General features: G+C 70.6%; 16 protein-coding genes and 1 tRNA gene. 5 read left to right on the top strand and 12 right to left on the bottom strand.

All coding sequences use genetic code 11. From position 1 onward, the window contains the following. Positions 1-21: 21 nt before the first annotated feature. The 3 genes from Q9R33_RS11405 to Q9R33_RS11415 are packed head-to-tail and all read right to left on the bottom strand — an operon-like array spanning position 22 to position 2,938. Positions 22-765, bottom strand: a complete 744-nt coding sequence (locus Q9R33_RS11405; RefSeq protein WP_311293795.1) for a methyltransferase — start codon at positions 763-765, stop codon at positions 22-24. Beyond that, positions 765-2,270, bottom strand: a complete 1,506-nt coding sequence (locus Q9R33_RS11410; RefSeq protein ID WP_311293840.1) for a recombinase family protein — start codon at positions 2,268-2,270, stop codon at positions 765-767. The genes Q9R33_RS11405 and Q9R33_RS11410 overlap by 1 nt, the downstream gene beginning before the upstream one ends. Then, positions 2,159-2,938 (bottom strand): ATPase, T2SS/T4P/T4SS family, encoded by a 780-nt coding sequence (locus Q9R33_RS11415; protein WP_396654097.1) that lies wholly within the window; start codon positions 2,936-2,938, stop codon positions 2,159-2,161. Before Q9R33_RS11415 ends, Q9R33_RS11410 begins: the two co-directional genes overlap by 112 nt. Positions 2,939-3,040: 102 nt before the next feature. On the opposite strand from Q9R33_RS11415, the gene Q9R33_RS11420 reads away from it, so the two are divergent. The 3 genes from Q9R33_RS11420 (at position 3,041) to Q9R33_RS11430 (ending at position 4,227) form a co-directional block, all read left to right on the top strand. Next, a complete protein-coding gene (locus Q9R33_RS11420; protein WP_056367805.1) occupies positions 3,041-3,247 on the top strand; it encodes a PLDc N-terminal domain-containing protein in 207 nt (68 codons plus the stop codon). 67 nt (positions 3,248-3,314) lie between these two features. Then, positions 3,315-3,396, top strand: a tRNA-Leu gene (locus tag Q9R33_RS11425). Positions 3,397-3,441: 45 nt separating this feature from the next. After that, positions 3,442-4,227, top strand: a complete 786-nt coding sequence (locus tag Q9R33_RS11430) for a VTT domain-containing protein (RefSeq protein ID WP_311293796.1) — start codon at positions 3,442-3,444, stop codon at positions 4,225-4,227. 27 nt (positions 4,228-4,254) lie between these two features. Here the strand turns inward: Q9R33_RS11430 and Q9R33_RS11435 are convergent, their stop codons facing one another. Beyond that, positions 4,255-5,181 (bottom strand): Ku protein, encoded by a 927-nt coding sequence (locus Q9R33_RS11435; RefSeq protein WP_311293797.1) that lies wholly within the window; start codon positions 5,179-5,181, stop codon positions 4,255-4,257. A 71-nt stretch (positions 5,182-5,252) separates the two neighbouring features. On the opposite strand from Q9R33_RS11435, the gene Q9R33_RS11440 reads away from it, so the two are divergent. Further along, positions 5,253-7,883 carry an ATP-dependent DNA ligase gene (locus Q9R33_RS11440; protein WP_311293798.1) on the top strand — a complete coding sequence of 877 codons (2,631 nt, stop codon included), beginning with the start codon at positions 5,253-5,255 and terminating at the stop codon, positions 7,881-7,883. A 9-nt stretch (positions 7,884-7,892) separates the two neighbouring features. On the opposite strand, the gene Q9R33_RS11445 is transcribed toward Q9R33_RS11440, so the two are convergent. The 5 genes from Q9R33_RS11445 to murI form a co-directional block, all read right to left on the bottom strand. Further along, positions 7,893-8,804, bottom strand: coding sequence for a cation diffusion facilitator family transporter (locus Q9R33_RS11445; RefSeq protein ID WP_311293799.1), 912 nt, complete (start codon positions 8,802-8,804; stop codon positions 7,893-7,895). 9 nt (positions 8,805-8,813) lie between these two features. Further along, entirely contained in the window at positions 8,814-9,521 is a 708-nt protein-coding gene (locus Q9R33_RS11450; RefSeq protein WP_311293800.1) for a hypothetical protein, read from the bottom strand. Positions 9,522-9,638: 117 nt separating this feature from the next. Continuing rightward, positions 9,639-10,250: an RdgB/HAM1 family non-canonical purine NTP pyrophosphatase gene (gene rdgB / locus Q9R33_RS11455; protein WP_056367813.1), complete on the bottom strand. Its 612-nt coding sequence runs from the start codon at positions 10,248-10,250 to the stop codon at positions 9,639-9,641. 3 nt (positions 10,251-10,253) lie between these two features. Next, the gene (gene rph / locus Q9R33_RS11460) at positions 10,254-11,000 is read right to left on the bottom strand and encodes a ribonuclease PH (RefSeq protein WP_056367814.1); all 747 of its coding nucleotides are present in this window, start codon (positions 10,998-11,000) and stop codon (positions 10,254-10,256) included. Positions 11,001-11,028: 28 nt separating this feature from the next. Then, a complete protein-coding gene (gene murI, locus Q9R33_RS11465; RefSeq protein ID WP_056367816.1) occupies positions 11,029-11,874 on the bottom strand; it encodes a glutamate racemase in 846 nt (281 codons plus the stop codon). 109 nt (positions 11,875-11,983) lie between these two features. On the opposite strand from murI, the gene Q9R33_RS11470 reads away from it, so the two are divergent. Then, a complete protein-coding gene (locus tag Q9R33_RS11470; RefSeq protein ID WP_311293801.1) occupies positions 11,984-13,309 on the top strand; it encodes a nicotinate phosphoribosyltransferase in 1,326 nt (441 codons plus the stop codon). On the opposite strand, the gene Q9R33_RS11475 is transcribed toward Q9R33_RS11470, so the two are convergent. From Q9R33_RS11475 to Q9R33_RS11485, 3 genes are read right to left on the bottom strand one after another with little or no spacing between them, the layout of a single operon-like run. Next, positions 13,310-13,576, bottom strand: coding sequence for a DUF3039 domain-containing protein (locus Q9R33_RS11475; RefSeq protein WP_056367819.1), 267 nt, complete (start codon positions 13,574-13,576; stop codon positions 13,310-13,312). It lies immediately after the preceding gene. A gap of 50 nt (positions 13,577-13,626) precedes the next feature. After that, the gene (locus Q9R33_RS11480) at positions 13,627-15,192 is read right to left on the bottom strand and encodes a hypothetical protein (RefSeq protein WP_311293802.1); all 1,566 of its coding nucleotides are present in this window, start codon (positions 15,190-15,192) and stop codon (positions 13,627-13,629) included. Beyond that, the gene (locus Q9R33_RS11485) at positions 15,168-16,766 is read right to left on the bottom strand and encodes an ATP-binding cassette domain-containing protein (protein ID WP_310250823.1); all 1,599 of its coding nucleotides are present in this window, start codon (positions 16,764-16,766) and stop codon (positions 15,168-15,170) included. Before Q9R33_RS11485 ends, Q9R33_RS11480 begins: the two co-directional genes overlap by 25 nt. Positions 16,767-16,910: the final 144 nt, after the last annotated feature.

Raw genomic sequence — 16,910 nt, forward strand, 5'->3', positions numbered from 1 at the left:
CCCGGGGACGGTGGAGGCGACTCAGACGATGAGAGTGAGCGCCGCGGGGACCATCGCCACGCGCTCGCGGTCCGCGGCCGTCAGCGGCACGTCCACGGCCAGCACGAGGTCGTAGGACGGCGCGAGGAGGCTCATCGGCACGTCCTCCCATCGAGCGGGGATCAGTCGGCGCGTGGCGGGATGCTTGCGCACCAGTGCGTTGAGCATCGCCTGGGACGGGTCGATGCCGGTGTACCGATCGGGCGCGGTCAGCCCGAGGTCGAGGGCTCGACCGGTGCCGCAGCCGATGTCGAGCACCCTCGGCGCAGCGCCGGGGAACGCGGTCCGGACCTGATCCACCAGGGCGGCGTCGAAGTCGGGCTCAGGAGCCCGCTGGGCGTCGTAGCGCGTCCCGATGGCGTCGTACTCGGCCCACCCTCCCGAGAAGGTGCGTGGGGCGTCCTGCAGGCCGTACACGCGATCGTTCACGGCGCGGTTGATCAGGTCGGTGTCGTCGAGGTCGGCGTCCATCGTCCACCAGCGGTGCGGGGTGCCCGGGTGGGCGAGGTAGATGTTCGTGGAGCGCCAGAACCGCCCTGGCTCGCCGAACGTGTGGATCACGTGCGCCGCGCGCCGGAACTCGTCTCGCGTGATCCCAGCAGTACGCCCCGCGACGATGTAGTCGTGCGGGGCGCTGTCGGCGTAGGTCTTGGCGAACGTCCACCGGAGAGTTGGTGCGAGGGTGAGCCACCACATCAGGTCGTCGGGGCTCACGCTCTTGGGCATCAGGCCGGGATGCCTCCCGCCGCGGGCTCGATCCGCACGCGCGCTCTCAGCAGGTCGTCGTTCAGCCGCTTGCCTCGGTCCTCGGGGTGGCTCTGCACGATGGTCACGCGGGCGACGGTGGCGAGCACGGCGCGCTGTAGGTCGACGGGTGCGTCGAGGAACGCCTGGCCGGGATCGCGGGACTTGAGGATCGGGCTCGACGTGCTGCGCTGCGTCACCTGAGCCATGCGCTTCTCGATCTCGGCGATCTCGGCCTCGATCTTCGCCGACTTGCGCCGGTAGTCCGCCGTCTCGATCAGGTCGTCGTCCCACTCGCGCTTGGTGCGCTTGAGGCGCTGGTCGAGGATCGCGAGGGCTTCGCGGTCGGGCGCGAGGTCGATGCCCTTCGGGCTGAGCGCGGCCGCGATGTCGGGATCGCGCACGAGGTCGGCGATCTCGCCCAGCACGAACTTGTCGAGCTTCACCTGAGCGATCGCGAGGTGCGCCTGCTCCGTGCACCGGTAGAACCATCGAGGCGGCTCGGGCCGTGACGGCGTGCCTCCCCTCCGCGACACGCGCATCGTGCCGCCGCATTCCTTGCCGGACGGGTCCACGACGCCGCAGCGGTACAGGCCCGAGCCGAGCCAGGTCAGCGAGGTCTTGCCGACGTTGGTCCGGCGCGAGGGATCGGTGAGCTTGTCCTCCACCGCCCGCCACGCCTCCTCGCTCACGATGGGCGGCCACACGGCCTTGCCGTGGATCTTGAAGTCGCCATGGCTGCGCTGCCCGGTCGAGATGAGGCCCGCGTTGCGAGGCCTGAGCACGAGGTCGCGGAAGGCGGTTGTCGCCCACAGCTTGCCGTCCGTGGAGGGCACGCCCCGCTCGTTCAGGTCTTTGACGAGAGCTCGGATGGTGCGCCCTTCGAGCAGCTGCTGCGTCGCCCACCGGATCACGTCGGCCTCGGCGGGGATGATCGTCACGCCGTCCTTCTCGAAGCCGTACGGCCGGCGCCCGCCTCGGTACTTGCCCTTCTCGACGGCCTGGGCCTTGGCCCGGCTCACGCGCTCACCGATCCGTTCAGCCTCGGCGGCGTCCACGTTGCCCTTGATCCGGGCGACCATCCGGCCGTCCGCCGTGCTCAGGTCGTCGTCGCCGGAGACCTTCGTGCGCACTCGCACGCCGGTCTGCTCGAACAGCTGGATGAGGTCTTCGACCTCCATCGGCCGACGCGTCAGGCGGCTGTTCGAGTAGGCGAAGATCGAGTTCATCTCGCCCCGCCTCGCGGCGGCGATCATCTCGGCGTACAGCGGCCGGGGCTTGCGCGAGCGGGTGCTGGCCGACACGTCGTTCTCGATGAACACGAGGTGCTCGGGCACCACATGGCCGTGCTGATCCGCGAGGCCTCTGCAGTCGCTCAGCTGGCGCTGCACCCCGACCTCGAGGCCCTCTCGGTCGTCGCTGATCCGGACGTATATGCCGCCGATGAGCTGCCCCTCAGGGCCTCCTTGGGGCCTCTTGAGCTGCATTCTTCCCACGGAAGCATTTTATCAGGTTTCGTCTTCCCCGCGTGCGTCGCCCCCGAGACCAGCACCGACTGCCCCGCGATCATCGCGTCGCGCAGCAGCGTCGCGGCCTCCGGGGCGATCGAGCCTGCCGCGACGAGGCGTGCGAGATCCCGGTACGCGGGGAGGAACTTGCGGATGTTGACCGCCCAGTGCCGGCGCGTGATGTCCGGGATCACGACGTGAAGCCGGGAGCCGTCGGGTAGCGACGCGTCGACGAACGGCTGACTCAGGTCGACCCGACGACCGCTGGATTGCAGCATCCGTTCCACCAGATCGCGCACCGCCGTGTCGGTGAGCATGAGCGGCGTGCGCTCGGGGACACCGCCGCGGGCGATGAAGATGCGGTCGGGTGCGTTGATCCAGACCTCTTCGACGGTCGGGTCGTCGAGGTACGCCTGCAGGGGTCCGAACCCGGAGACCGCGGCGAGCACGTCGCGCACGCAGGCCGTCTCGTCGTCGACGGGCGCGAGGCCGCGCGCGAGGGCGAAGTCGTTGTGGCGGCGCACCTCTGCGCGGGCGACCTGGGCCGCGAACTCGGGGTCGCGGGTCGGATCCGACCGTTCCGCACGCAGCCGTTCCCGCACGCGCTCCGCCACGACGGATGCGACGGGGGCGGCGGCAGAAGTCACGCCTGCATCCTGCCAATTCGCTGCCGAGCCAGCCGAAAGTTATCCACAGATGCGGGCGGACGGCCGGCGCGGCAGGATGGAGGAACAGACGAAGGGACGAAGATGACCAAGACGGAGATGGCCCCCGCGGCGAAGGCGGGACTCGGCGTGCTCGGCATCGTGCAGGTCGCGTTCGCGTTCCTCGCATTCTGGGATCTCGCCCACCGCGACGCCGACGAGGTCCGCGGGCCCAAGGTCGCGTGGATCCCCGCGATCCTCGTGAACTGGATCGGTCCCGCGAGTTACTTCCTGTTCGGCATCCGCCGCTGAGCCCCCGGCCGGAACGGGGGCCAGCCCCACAGCCGACCCCCAGTCGCCTCACTAGACTGAGAGCCTCGCGGGAGTGGTGAAATTGGCAGACACGCAGGATTTAGGTTCCTGTGCCTCCGGGCGTGTGGGTTCAAGTCCCACCTTCCGCACGCGAGTTCTCGCATCCTCCGCCGACTGACGACGGGACGACCATCGTGCACGCAGTTCCCACAGCCCTGATCCCCTGGCTGGATCCGGCCGCCATCATCGAATGGGCGGGCCCCTGGGCGCTCGTCGCCGTGTGCTTCATCGTCTTCGCCGAGACGGGCCTGCTCATCGGGTTCCTCCTCCCCGGAGACACGCTCCTCGTGATCTCGGGCCTGCTGTCGCACCCGCAGTCGTATGCGCCGCACGGCGTGTTCGGCATCAGCGTGTGGTGGGTGGCGCTGCTGATCGGTCTCGCCGCATTCATCGGCGGAGAGGTGGGCTACTACATCGGCCACAAGGGCGGCCCGGCGGTCTTCGAGAAGAAGGAGTCCGGGCTGTTCAGCGTCAAGAACGTCGAGCGCACGAACGCGTTCTTCGAGCGGTTCGGCGGACTGACCATCATCCTGGCCCGCTTCGTCCCGATCGTGCGCACCTTCGCCCCCGTCGCGGCGGGCGTCGGGCACATGAACAAGTGGAAGTACACGCTCTACAACTTCATCGGCGCGGTGCTGTGGGGTTTCGGCCTGACCATGTTCGGCTACGCCATCGGGTTCATCCCGCCGGTCGCCACATTCGTAGAGAACTACATCGACCTGATCCTGCTCGCGGCGGTCGGCGGCACGGCGCTCGTGACGCTGTGGCACTACTTCCGCGAGCGCAGCAAGGCGAAGAAGGCTGCGGCAGCGGGCGAGGATGTCGTCACCGACCACAGCGAGGCCGAGGCGCTCGTCCTCGACGCCGAGGTGTTCGACCGCGGTCCCGACCACCACGAGGGCGGCGCCCCCAAGGCCTGATCGGACGGCGAGCCGCGGCTCGATCCGTCAGGAGGCCTTCTTCTTGGCGGCCGGCTTCTTCGCCGACGACTTCGCGGCGGGCTTCTTGGCGGATGCCTTCGCCGCCGGCTTCCCATCACCCCCGGCATCCTCGTTGCCTGACGCCTTCGCGTCGCCGACTTCGCGGGCTGCCCGGGACTTCTCGACGCTGGCGCGGAGCGCAGCCATCAGGTCGATGACCTCACCGCCGGCCTCCTCTTCCTCCTGCTCGCCGAAGGTCTCGGAGGTGTCGAGCGCGTCGCCCTTCTCGAGCTTCGCCTCGATGAGGGTGCGCAGCTCCTCCTGGTACTCGTCCTTGAACTCTTCAGGATCGAAGTCGCTCGAGAAGCTCTCGACCAGCGACGCCGACAGCTCGAGCTCCTTCGCCGAGATGCGCACCGACTCGTCGAGCGACGGGAAGGCGGCTTCTCGCACTTCGTCGGACCACAGCAGGGTCTGCAGCACCAGCACGCCGTCACGCACGCGAAGCGCCGCCAGCCGGGTCTTCTGCCGAAGGGAGAAGCGGACGATGGCCGTACGATCGGTCTGCTCGAGCGTCTTGCGCAGCAGCACGTAGGCCTTGGGAGAGGCCGAATCCGGCTCGAGGTAGTACGCACGGTCGAGCGTCAGGAGGTCGATCTGCTCGCTCGGCACGAACTCGACGACGTCGATCTCGCGGCTGCGCTCCGCCGGCAGCGACTCGAGGTCCTCCTTCGTCAGGACGACGGTCTTCTCACCGTCGTCGTAGGCCTTGTCGATGTCGGAGTACGGCACGACCTCACCGTCGATCTCGCAGATCCGCTGGTAGCGGATGCGCCCGCCGTCCTTGTTGTGCACCTGGTGCAGCGAGACGTCGTGGTCCTCGGTCGCCGAGTACACCTTCACCGGCACGTTGACGAGTCCGAACGTCAGTGCACCCTTCCAGATCGCTCTCACCCCACCAGTGAACACCAGGGCGCCGACACGCGGCCACCCCTTGCGTCACGCCGCGCCGATACTCTGAGCCCATGGCGGGCGACGAGCAGCTGGTGCGCATCGGCGGCCGCCGCCTGCGCATCACGAACCTCGACAAGGTGCTCTATCCCGAGACCGGCACCACCAAGGGCGAGGTCATCGACTACTACTCGCGCATCGCCGAGCTCCTCATCCCCCACGTCGTGGGACGACCCGTCACCCGCAAACGGTGGCCGGGCGGTGTCGGCACCGACGACGACCCCGGCATGGTCTTCTTCGCGAAGGACCTCGAGCGCGGCGCGCCGTCGTGGGTGCGACGGATGCCGATCGCCCACTCCACGGGTACCAAGGAGTATCCGCTGGTGGGCGACGTGCCGACGCTGGTCTACCTGGCCCAGGTGGCGAGCCTCGAGCTGCACGTGCCCCAGTGGCGCTTCGCGCCTGAGGAACGAGCAGGCGGGCGCTTCGACGCCGGCGGAGGACGCGGTCCGGCCGACCGGCTCGTGCTCGACCTCGATCCCGGGCCCGGCGCCGGTCTTGCGGAGTGCGCGGTGGTAGCGGGCTGGGCCCGCGAGATCCTGCTCGACATGGGGCTCGAGCCCTACCCCGTCACGAGCGGCAGCAAGGGGATCCACCTGTACACGGCGCTGCCCCCGGGGCAGTCGACCGAGCAGGCCTCCGCGCTCGCGAACGAGCTCGCCCGCGCGATCGAGGCCGACCACAAGGACCTCGTGGTCAGCAGCATGAAGAAGACCGAGCGGCACGGCAAGGTGCTCATCGACTGGAGCCAGAACAACGGGTCCAAGACGACCATCGCGCCTTACTCGCTGCGCGGCCGGCCGCATCCTACGGTCGCCGCGCCGCGCACCTGGGAGGAGCTCGACGATCCTGGGCTGCGCCACCTCGAGTACACCGAAGTGCTCGAACGGGCCGAGACCATCGGCGACCCGATGGCTGCGCTCGGCTTCCACGCCGGTGGCCGTGACGCCGAGTCCGGACCGCTGTCGGCATACATCTCCAAGCGGAGCGCCGACCGCACCCCGGAGCCGGTGCCGGCGAACCCCCTCGGCGCGTCGCCGCACGGCGAACTTCCGAGATTCGTCATCCAGGAGCACCACGCGACCGCGCTGCACTGGGACTTCCGCCTCGAACACGACGGCGTCCTGGTGAGCTGGGCCGTTCCGCGCGGCGTCCCGCACTCGTACACGCGCAACAACCTCGCGATCATGACCGAGGACCACCCCATGGAGTACGCCACGTTCGAGGGCACGATCCCCGCGGGCGAGTACGGGGGCGGCACCGTGACCATCTGGGACGACGGGCGCTACGAGCTCGAGAAGTGGCGCGACGACGAGGTCATCGCGACCCTGGAGGGCCGCCCCGGCGGCCCGCTCGGGCGCGTCCGGCTGGCGCTGATCCGCACCGCCGGCGACGGCGAGAAGTCCAGCTGGCTGCTGCACCGCATGAAGACGGATGCTGCGGGCCGAACACAGCCGGACGGCGCGGTCGTCGAGCCCAGTCCCCAGGCCGACGCGGTTCGCGACGCACCGGGCGGGCGGGGTGCTGCCACCGGTCGAAGACCCTCTGTGAGCTCCGGTTCACACAGCGGCCCCGGCGCTGGGGCCGGCGCGGCCGACGTGGGGACCCGTGTGAACCGGAAGTTCAGCGGGGTTCCAGGAGCATCTGCACCGGCCGCCACAGAGCTGCGGCCCATGCTCGCGACGAGTGCGACTCCCGCCCAGGCGCGTCTGGCCGCGCGCACCTGGACCGACCGCGAGCACAGCGCCGAGGCCTGGGTCGAGATGAAGTGGGACGGCATCCGCGCGGTCGGCGCGTGGGACGGACAGCGCCTGCGCCTGTTCGCGCGCAGCGGCAACGAGGTCACGCACCGCTACCCCGAGCTGACGGCGGTCGACGCCGGCCTCGGCGCGGAGCCGTGCGTGGTGGACGGCGAGCTCGTCGCCCTCGAACCCGACGGCCGGCCCAGCTTTCCGCTCCTGCAGACCCGCATGAACTTCGAGCACGCCGGCGACATCGCTCGCGTGGCGCGGCGCACGCCCGTGCGGTACTACCTGTTCGACGCGCTCTCGCACGACGGAGACGACCTCGCCGGGCTGGCCCTGCGCGAACGCCGTGACGTGCTCGAGGCGGTGGCCGCAGCATCCGTCGAATCGATCACCGTGCCGCCCGTTTTCGACGATGTCGACGCGGCGCTCGACACCAGCGAGCAGCTGCGCCTCGAGGGCATCGTCGTGAAGGACCCGGCGTCGCGATATCTCCGCGGCGGCCGCTCGGAGTCGTGGTTGAAGGTCAAGAACACCAGAACCCAGGAGGTCGTGATCGCGGGCATCCGACCCGGCAAAGGCGGGCGCAGCGGCACCTTCGGGTCGCTGCTGCTCGGCATCCCCGGCGCCGACGGCCTGCGGTACGCCGGCCGCGTCGGCAGCGGATTCAGCGACTCGACACTGTCGATGCTGCTCAAGAAGCTGACGCCGCTGCGCACCGACCAGAACCCGCTCGTCGGGGTGCCGCCGCTCGACGCGCGGGACGCGCTCTGGGTGCGGCCCGACCTCGTCGCCGAAGTGGAGTACGGCGAGTTCACCCCGGGAGGCATCCTCCGTCACCCCAGGTGGCGCGGACTGCGTCCCGACAAGTCGCCCGCCGAGGTGCGGCGCGAGGACTGACGCGCCGCGTCACGCGTGGGCTTCGTGCTCGACGTGCCCGGCGGGCTCGAGCTGGAAGGTCGAGTGCTCGACGTCGAAGTGGTCGGACAGGCACGACTGCAGGGTGCTGAGGATGCCGGCGGCCCGACCGTCGGTGAGTGCCGCGGTCTGGACGACGACATGCGCCGTGAACACGGGTGCCCCACGCGTCAGCTGCCACACGTGCACGTCGTGCACGTCGACGACCCCGGGTGTGGCGAGGATGTGCTCGCGGATCTCGTGCACGTGCGTGCCCTCGGGCGCCGACTCGGCGAGCACCGACACGACCTCGCGCAGCAGGCCGACAGCCCGCGGGATGATCATGGCGGCGATGAACAGCGAGGCGATCGCGTCGGCCTGATACCAGTCGGTCGTGACGATCACGATCGCCGCGACGATCACGGCCGCCGAGCCGATGAGATCGCCGAGGACCTCGAGATACGCGCCGCGCACGTTGATGCTGTGTCGCTGGGCGGAGCTCAGCAGCCACATCGCCACACCGTTGGCCACGAGGCCGACGACCGCGACGACGAGCATGAGGCCACCGGCGACCTCGGTCTCGCCCGGGTGGAGCAGGCGTGAGATGCCTTCGAACGCGACCCATCCCGCCAGCACGATCAGGATGACGCCGTTGATCAGGGCCCCGAACACCTCGGCGCGCTGATACCCGAAGGTGCGGCGGTCGTTCGCCGGCCGGCCCGCGACGGTGCTCGCGATGAGGGCGATCACCAGTGCGGCGGCATCCGTGAACATATGCGCGGCATCGGCGAGGAGCGCGAGCGAGCCCGACAGCACCGCGCCCACGATCTGCACCACCATGACGGTGGAGGTGATCGCGAGCGAGATCGCGAGCAGGCGGCGGTTGCCCGCCCCTCGGATCCCGGTCGGCGCGTGGTCGTGCATGTGCCCAGGCTAAGCCCGGGACCGCCCGGAACCGGCAGTCGCGCCCAGTCGGGAATGAGTGTGATTCTCAGTCGCAGCGCGATGACCGCTACCGGTGCCCGCGTGTGCCCCCGGCCTCGCCGCGATGATGCTCGCGGCGAGGTCCATGGTCCGGCCCGACTCCGCAGGAGGCGCCGGCCGGCGGACCAGGCGGGGCCGCAGGACGAACCACAGCACGACGCCCATGACGACCGTCGCCCCCAGAGCGCCGTTCGAGCCGAGGACGGTACGGGCTCCGCCCACGGTCCCCAGCAGCCCGGCAACGCCCCAGGACAGGCTCACCGTCGCCGCCCACGCGAGCGCGATACGCCACCGGCGTCGCAGCAACGACCCCTGGGCGACCCCGACCACGCCGCCCGTGACGAGTGCCGTCGCCGCGGCCGCGGCCGGCGTGACCGCGGGGCCGAACCAGACAAGGCTGAGCGCGCAACCCACACCCGTCGCGCCGAGCGTCCAGACCGCCCAGCGCCAGTCCACGAGGCGGCCCAGCGCGAGACACTGCGCGGCTCCGACGACGCCGCCGACGATCGAGCCCGCCGCCAGCGCCGTCAGCGCGCTGCGATGCGTCCCCAGGACCGCTGAGGCAATCGACTCCCCCAGCGGAAAGGCGAGGAAGGTGGGGATCCAGCGAAGGAAGAACATCGGCCGCTCCGGACAAGGCTGCGTGCACAACAGCATGCCTCTCCTGGGCGGCGATGGCGAGGCATGCAGGGGTTGTCCCCCTCGATGCCCTCCACCTGATACCGCCGCGCCCGTGAAGGACGGTGTCGAAGGAGTGACCGATCGCCCCTCGCGTCAGAGCTCGGCGAGCAGCGCGGCCAGCGCGACGAACGCGCGCGAGCGATGGGATGCCGCGTTCTTCTCGTCGGCTGTCCACTCTCCGACCGTCCGCTCGGCGCCGGTCGCCTGCCCGTCGGGCACGAAGATCGGGTCGTAGCCGAAGCCGCCGGCGCCTGACGGCGCGGTCGCAAGGCGTCCGGGCCAGATCCCCTCGACCACGTGCTCGTCGGCGTCCCCCTCGGCCACCGGCACGACGAGGGCGATCGTGGAGACGAACTGCGCGGTGCGGTGCGGGTCGCCGATGTCGGAGAGCTGGTCGAGCAGCAGGTTCAGGTTGGCCGAGGCATCCTTGGCATGCCCGGCCCAGTAGGCCGAGAACACCCCGGGCGATCCGCCGAGCACGTCCACGCACACGCCCGAATCGTCGGCCAGTGCCGGCAGTCCGGTGTGGTCGGCGGCCGCGCGCGCCTTGATGAGGGCGTTCTCTGCGAAGGTCACGCCGTCCTCGACAGGCTCGGGCCCGTCGTATCCCACGACCTCGAGGTCAGGGCGCGTCGCCGCGACGATCGCCTGGAACTCCTCGACCTTGTGCGGGTTGTGGGTCGCGAGGACGATCTGTCGCGGCATCCGTCACTCCCCTTCCGCGGGCTGCAGGGCCGCGAGCTGATGTGTCCGGAGGTCCGCGCAGCCGTTGACGCCGAGCTCGAGCAGGGCGTCGAGCTCGCGCTTGTCGAACGGTGCGCCCTCTGCGGTGCCCTGCACCTCGACGAACAGGCCGCGGCCGGTGACCACGACGTTCATGTCGGTCTCGGCGCGCACATCCTCGACATACGCGAGGTCGAGCATGGGCTCGCCGTCGATGATGCCGACCGACACCGCCGCGACGGAGTCGAACAGCACCTGCGCCTTCTGGCCGATGAACTTCTTGCCGCGGCCCCACTCGATCGCGTCGGCGAGCGCGACGTAGGCGCCGGTGATGGCGGCCGTGCGTGTGCCGCCGTCGGCCTGCAGCACGTCGCAGTCGATGACGATGGTGTTCTCACCGAGCGCCTTGGTGTCGACGACGGCGCGCAGCGCCCGGCCGATGAGGCGCGAGATCTCGTGCGTTCGGCCGCCGATCTTGCCCTTGACGCTCTCGCGGTCGTTGCGCTCGTTGGTCGCGCGCGGCAGCATCGCGTACTCGGCGGTGATCCAGCCCTTGCCCTTGCCCGTCAGCCAGCGCGGCACGCCGTTCGTGAACGACGCGGTGCACAGCACCTTGGTGTTCCCGAACGAGATCAGGGCGGACCCCTCGGCCTGGCTCGACCAGCCCCGTTCGATGGTGATCGGACGCAGCTGGTCGACGGTACGGCCGTCGGCACGGGTGATGTCGGTCATGCAGTTCTCCTCTGGAGGGACGGATGCCTCAGCCGAGACGGCGGGCAGGGTTCGAGGCACGCGGAAGGTCGATGGCGCCGGTCTGGACCAGGCGCACGTCGGTGACCTCGCGGCCCATCAGGCGGTGCGCGAGGCGCAGGAACTCATCGGCCGACGCACCGGTGGCTTCGTAGACGTGGCGGGGCTCGGCATCCGGCCCCGCGAGCAGGTCGCGGGAGACCAGCTGACGGTAGACGTCCTTCGCGGTCTCGGAGTCGCTCGACACCAGGCTCACGTCCGGGCCCATGACGTAGCTGATCGCGCCCTCGAGGAACGGATAGTGCGTGCAGCCCAGTACGAGCGTGTCGACCTCGGCTGCGCGCAGCGGCGCGAGGTACTCCTCGGCGACGGCGAGCACCTCCGGCGAACCGGTGACGCCGGCTTCGACGAACTCGACGAACCGCGGGCAGGCCTGCGCGAAGACGGTGAGACGCTCATTGACACCGAGCATGTCCTGGTAAGCGCCGGAGCTGATGGTGCCGGCCGTGCCGATGACGCCGACACGCCCGTTGCGCGTGGTCGACATCGCCGTGCGCACCGCGGGGTTGATGACCTCCACCACCGGCACGTCGTACCGCTCGCGCGCGTCGCGCAGCATCGCCGAGGACGCCGTGTTGCATGCGATCACGAGCATCTTCACGCCCTGGGCGACGAGATCGTCGAGCACCTCGAGCGCGTAGCGCCGCACGTCGGCGATCGGCTTCGGGCCGTACGGCGAACGCGCGGTGTCGCCGATGTACAGGATCGACTCCTGCGGCAGCAGCGCCGAGACGGCCCGCGCGACGGTGAGCCCGCCGACTCCGGAGTCGAAGATTCCGATCGGCGCGTCGTTCACGAGAGTCCACCCTACGCCAGCGGGTCGCCGCGGGGCACGGCGAAGCCGCGGCGAGCAGAGCGAGCCCTCGGGGGGAACCCCCGCGTCATGAAAAGCTAGGCTGACCCGCATGGCCGCCTCGACCGCCCTGCTGACGGACCGCTACGAGCTCACGATGGTCGACGCGGCGCTGCGCGACGGCACCGCTCACCGACGATGCGTGTTCGAGCTGTTCGGCCGGCGGCTTTCCGGAGGCAGGCGCTTCGGCGTCGTCGCGGGCACGGGGCGGCTGCTGTCGCTCATCCGCGAGTTCCGCTTCGCAGACCAGGAGCTGCGCTTCCTGCGCGACGAGAAGGTGGTGGATGCCTCGACCCTCGATTTCCTGGAGGGCTACCGGTTCACCGGCTCGGTGACGGGGTATCGCGAGGGCGAGCTGTACTTCCCGGGCTCCCCCATCCTCACGATCGAAGGAACGTTCGCCGAGGCCGTCGTGCTCGAGACCCTCGCGCTCAGCGTGCTCAACCACGATTCGGCGATCGCGACCGCCGCCGCCCGCATGAGCATCGCCGCCGGAGACCGTCCACTGGCCGAGATGGGTTCGCGACGGGCCGGAGAGTCGTCGGCGGTCGCCGCAGCGCGTGCGGCCTACATCACGGGGTTCAGCGCCACCTCCAATCTCGAGGCCGGTCGCCGGTGGGGCATCCCGACCATGGGCACGGCCGCCCACGCCTGGACTCTGCTGCACGACACCGAGGAGGACGCGTTCCGCGCGCAGATCGAGGCCCTCGGCGTCGGCACCACGCTGCTCATCGACACCTACGACATCCGCCAGGGCGTCGAGACGGCCATCCGGGTCGCGGGGACGGGGCTCGGCGGGGTCCGGATCGACTCCGGCGACCTGCCCACCGTGGCCGCCGAGGTGCGCGCCCAGCTCGACGAACTCGGCGCCACCGGCACGCGCATCACCGTGACGAGCGACCTGGACGAGTACGCGATCGCCGCGCTCGCGGCATCCCCCGTCGACTCCTACGGCGTCGGCACGTCAGTGGTCACCGGGTCGGGCACGCCGACCGCCGGCATGGTCTACAAGCTCGTCGCACGGCAGGACTCCGACGGCGGGTGGGTCGGCGTGGCGAAGGCTTCGACAGACAAGGCGTCGAAGGGCGGCCGCAAGGCGGCGTTCCGCACGCTCGACGCGGGTACGGCGACGAGCGAGCTCATCGTCGTGTCCGACGGCTTCGAAGCACTCGACACCGCCGCCGCCCATCCCGGATCCCGCGCGCTGCAGGTGCCGCTCGTCGTCGACGGCGAACCGGATGACGAGTACGAGGGATCCGACGGCGTCGAAGCCGCTCGAGCGCATCACGCTCGCGTGCGCGAAGAGCTTCCGGTGCGCGGGCTCGCGCTCAGCCGCTCCGACCCGGCGATCCCGACGGTGTACGCCGACGCCGAGTGATCAGCTCTGCAGCGACTCGTAGATCTCTTTGCAGGTGGGGCACACGGGGAACTTCTCGGGGTCGCGGCCCGGCGTCCACTTCTTGCCGCACAGCGCGCGCACCGGCTTGCCCGTGATGGCGGACTCGAGGATCTTGTCCTTCTTCACGTAGTGCGAGAAGCGCTCGTGGTCACCCGGCTCGATGTTCTCTTCCTTGAGGAGCTCTTCGAGCTCGCGATCGAGGGTCGCGATTCCGCCCTGGTCGGGGCTGTCCAGCGGGGTGCTCATGGTCTGCCAGTGTAGTCGGGGCGGACCCGGCTGGGGCGCGTCCGCACGAGTCAGGTGGACTCCGCGAACTCCATGAGCCGCCCACCACGACGCTCGAAGACGATGGCTCCGATGCCGATGCCGACGACGAGCACGCCGAACCCGATCGCCAGGCCTCCCCACAGCGCCGTGTTCGCGGCCTCCGTGTCCCCCTGCAGGGCCAGCCAGCCGCACCACAGGACAGGTGCCGACAGGACGAGCGCACCGGCCATGACGCTCCCCTGCGCGATCGCGCCGTTCGCGCCGGTGCGCTGCGGCTGCTGGAACGGGCTCTCGCCCGGCCGCGACACCGCGTAGGGCGCGACCACCGAAGAGATGCTCGAGAGCCCCAGGCCTGAAAGGAACAGCGCGGCGCACACGCCGGTGAGAGCCGGGAGCACCGCCCAGCGTCCGTGCACCAGCGTCGCCACCGGGATCGCGACGGCGAGCAGAGGGACCCCGACGAGCAGCACCGGCACGAGCCGGCCGAGGCGGTCGGAGACGCCCCGCACGCCGCTGGCGATGTGCATCCACACCGCAGTGGAGTCGTAGGCGATGTCGTCGTGCGGCAGCCAGCCGAGGAAGAGCGCCGCGAAAGGCACGGGCACGAGGGCGACCAGCTCGGGCGGGACGCCGGCGATGAGCAGCGGCACCACCGTGATCGCGGCTGCGAACGGGATCACGAGGCCGTTGACGACGTAGCGTCGGTCGCCGAACCAGTAGACGAGGCTGCGCGCCGCGATCGCACCGCCGGGAGTGCCCGGGGCGACGCCGAACCATCCGAGCCCACCTCGCTCGCGCCCGGTCCCGGGGCGCTCGGTCGTGGTCAGCAGCCGATTGACCGCCCATACCCAGAGCATCGCCAGCAGGACGATGGTGCCCACCGCGATGAGCGCGGACAGCCACGCGTCGCCGCCGGTGATGACCATGCCGGGCAGGGCCCACGCGGCCCCGAGCGGGGTGAGTGCCAGCCAGTCCACGGCCTCGAGCAGCTGCGGCGGCACACTCCCCTGCCACTCGAGCGAGGCGAGGAAGACGCCCATCGGAACCACGACGACGAGTACGACGAGCACGAAGACGCCCGAGAGCTCGCGCGAGCGCCGGTCGCGGAGGAAGAGCGAGGCCAGCGCCATGCACACGCGCGCCAGCAGGACGCACGTGAGCACTCCGAGCAGCACGCTCACGACTCCGACGATCACCGGCACACCGTGATCGGCCCACACGATGGCGGAGCACACCGCGACCGCGAGCAGGACCAGGATGGGCACGCTGAGCAAGCCCGCGACCGCCAGCACGAGGGCGAGGCTTCCGCGTGGAAGGCCGAACAGGGCGAATCGCCGGGGATCCAGAGGGTCCTCCACGGCGCCGAACAACGGAGCGAGCGCGAAGCCGAGGGTCACTGCGGAGCCCCCGAGCACGGTGACCGCGAGAACCTCCTCGGTGGAGGCATCCCCCAGCGTCAGCAGCGCCCAGCAGGCGGACGCCGTCGCGGCGACGAGGATCACCAGCCCGGTGACCACCCGCGTCACATGCCCGCCGTCACCGCGGAACGTGCCGAACAGCAGCGCGAGCCTCAGTCGGAGAATGTGTGCAGCCACTCGAGGCCCTCCACATCGCTGAGCCCTCCGGCCAGTTCCACGAAGCGCTGCTCGAGCGTCAGCTCGCCGCGCACCTCGTCGACGGTGCCCTCCGCGAGCACCTGACCGGCCACGATGACCGCGACGCGCGTGCAGACGCGCTCGACGAGGTCCATGCCGTGGCTCGAGAGGATCACCGTGCCGCCGTGCGCGACGTAGGTGGAGAGGATGTCGAGGATGATCGCGCTCGAAACCGGATCGACCGCTTCGAACGGCTCGTCCAGCACGAGCAGACGCGGCGAGTGGATCAGCGCGCCCGCGAGCATGACTTTCTTGAGCATGCCCGCCGAGTAGTCCGAGACGCTCCGGCCCAGCGCGTCCTCGAGGTCGAAGGCGCGTGCGAGGTCAGCGGTCCGGCTCTCGACGACGGCGGGCGGGAGCTTGCGCAGCACCCCGTAGTAGTACAGGAGCTGACGGCCCGTCAGCCGGTCGAAGGTGCGCAGCCGATCAGGGAGGACCCCCATCATCCGCTTGGCCGCGAGCGGCTTGGCCGCCGCATCCACTCCTCCGACATGGATCGTGCCGCGATCGGGTTCGAGCAGGCCCGCGATCATCGAGAGCGTGGTCGTCTTGCCGGCACCGTTGGGGCCGACGAGACCGTAGAAGGTGCCCGCGGGGATCGTGAGGTCGATGCCGTCGACGGCGACGGTGCTGCCGAATCGCTTGGTGACGCTGCGCAGCACGAGGGCATTGGCGGATGCCGCGGCCGCCGTTGCGGCCTCGTCCAGCGAGACGGCCGCGGCCAGGGCCTCGGGGTCGAGGGTCGTCATCGGCTCCGGGGTGGGCAGAGGCACCGGCTGGAGTTCAGCGGGCGCGGGAGCGTTCTCCAGCGCGGCCGCGTCCGGCTCGGCGGGCGCAACGGAGGGCTCGACCGCGGGCGTGGGCTCCACGACCCCCGCGGGCTCGGCCACGGGCGCGGACTCGACCACGGGCTCAGCATCGACCACCGCCGCGTTTTCGGCAAGAGTCGTGTGTTCGACGTCGGCCTCGGACTCGGCGGCCGGTTCGGGCGCGTCCGGAGTTTCGGGCGCGTCCGGGGTTTCGGGCTCGACCGCGGCCGCCGGCTCAGCCTGCGGCTGCGCCGGGAGCGCGGGCTCCCGCTCGGCCTGCGGCCCCGCCTCGATCGCGGCGTCGTCCGCTGCCGTTCCGTCGTCGACGGGTGTCGCCTCCTCGACCGACGCCGCCTGCGCGGTCTCGGCGGGCGAACCCTCGCCGACGTCGGGAAGCGGCGGGCGCGGCGGCACGACGATGCCTGCGGCAGCGCTGGCCGCGAGCTCGAGATCGCTCGGAAGGGGCGGCGGCGGCCCCGGATCCGGAGCGGGGGCCGGCTTCGGCGCGGACGCAGCCGGCGTGCGCTTCTTGCGCGGAGCGGCGGGGGGTTGCGAACCCGCGTCGGTGCGCGGCTTGCGCGGCGGGCGGCGGGGCTTGTCGGGAGCCGGTGAGACCGTGTCTGCGAGGCGTACGACGCGCGCGCTGGAGTGACGGTCCGGCTCTTCCGGATCGATGTCATTCGGCACCGGGAGGGAGGCTGTCACTGAACCAACGTATCAAGCGGGCCTGATCGCGACGGAGTTCGTCTCGCCGCGTCGCGGCATTCGCGTTATGTCACAAATCGGCAACGGGAGCCGCCTATTATGCGCCTTCCCAGGCCTCATCGCTACCATGGTCGAGGCACGAAG

This window comes from Microbacterium sp. PRC9 (genome assembly GCF_031844125.1).
Lineage (GTDB): Bacteria > Actinomycetota > Actinomycetes > Actinomycetales > Microbacteriaceae > Microbacterium.

Coding starts and splice junctions, on each gene's coding strand:
- Q9R33_RS11405 (WP_311293795.1), bottom strand. CDS start 765: ATGCCCAAGAGCGTGAGCCCCGACGACCTGATGTGGTGGCTCACCCTC.
- Q9R33_RS11410 (WP_311293840.1), bottom strand. CDS start 2,270: ATGCAGCTCAAGAGGCCCCAAGGAGGCCCTGAGGGGCAGCTCATCGGC.
- Q9R33_RS11420 (WP_056367805.1), top strand. CDS start 3,041: ATGACCAAGACGGAGATGGCCCCCGCGGCGAAGGCGGGACTCGGCGTG.
- Q9R33_RS11440 (WP_311293798.1), top strand. CDS start 5,253: ATGGCGGGCGACGAGCAGCTGGTGCGCATCGGCGGCCGCCGCCTGCGC.
- Q9R33_RS11445 (WP_311293799.1), bottom strand. CDS start 8,804: ATGCACGACCACGCGCCGACCGGGATCCGAGGGGCGGGCAACCGCCGC.
- Q9R33_RS11450 (WP_311293800.1), bottom strand. CDS start 9,521: ATGCTGTTGTGCACGCAGCCTTGTCCGGAGCGGCCGATGTTCTTCCTT.
- rdgB (WP_056367813.1), bottom strand. CDS start 10,250: ATGCCGCGACAGATCGTCCTCGCGACCCACAACCCGCACAAGGTCGAG.
- rph (WP_056367814.1), bottom strand. CDS start 11,000: ATGACCGACATCACCCGTGCCGACGGCCGTACCGTCGACCAGCTGCGT.
- Q9R33_RS11470 (WP_311293801.1), top strand. CDS start 11,984: ATGGCCGCCTCGACCGCCCTGCTGACGGACCGCTACGAGCTCACGATG.
- Q9R33_RS11475 (WP_056367819.1), bottom strand. CDS start 13,576: ATGAGCACCCCGCTGGACAGCCCCGACCAGGGCGGAATCGCGACCCTC.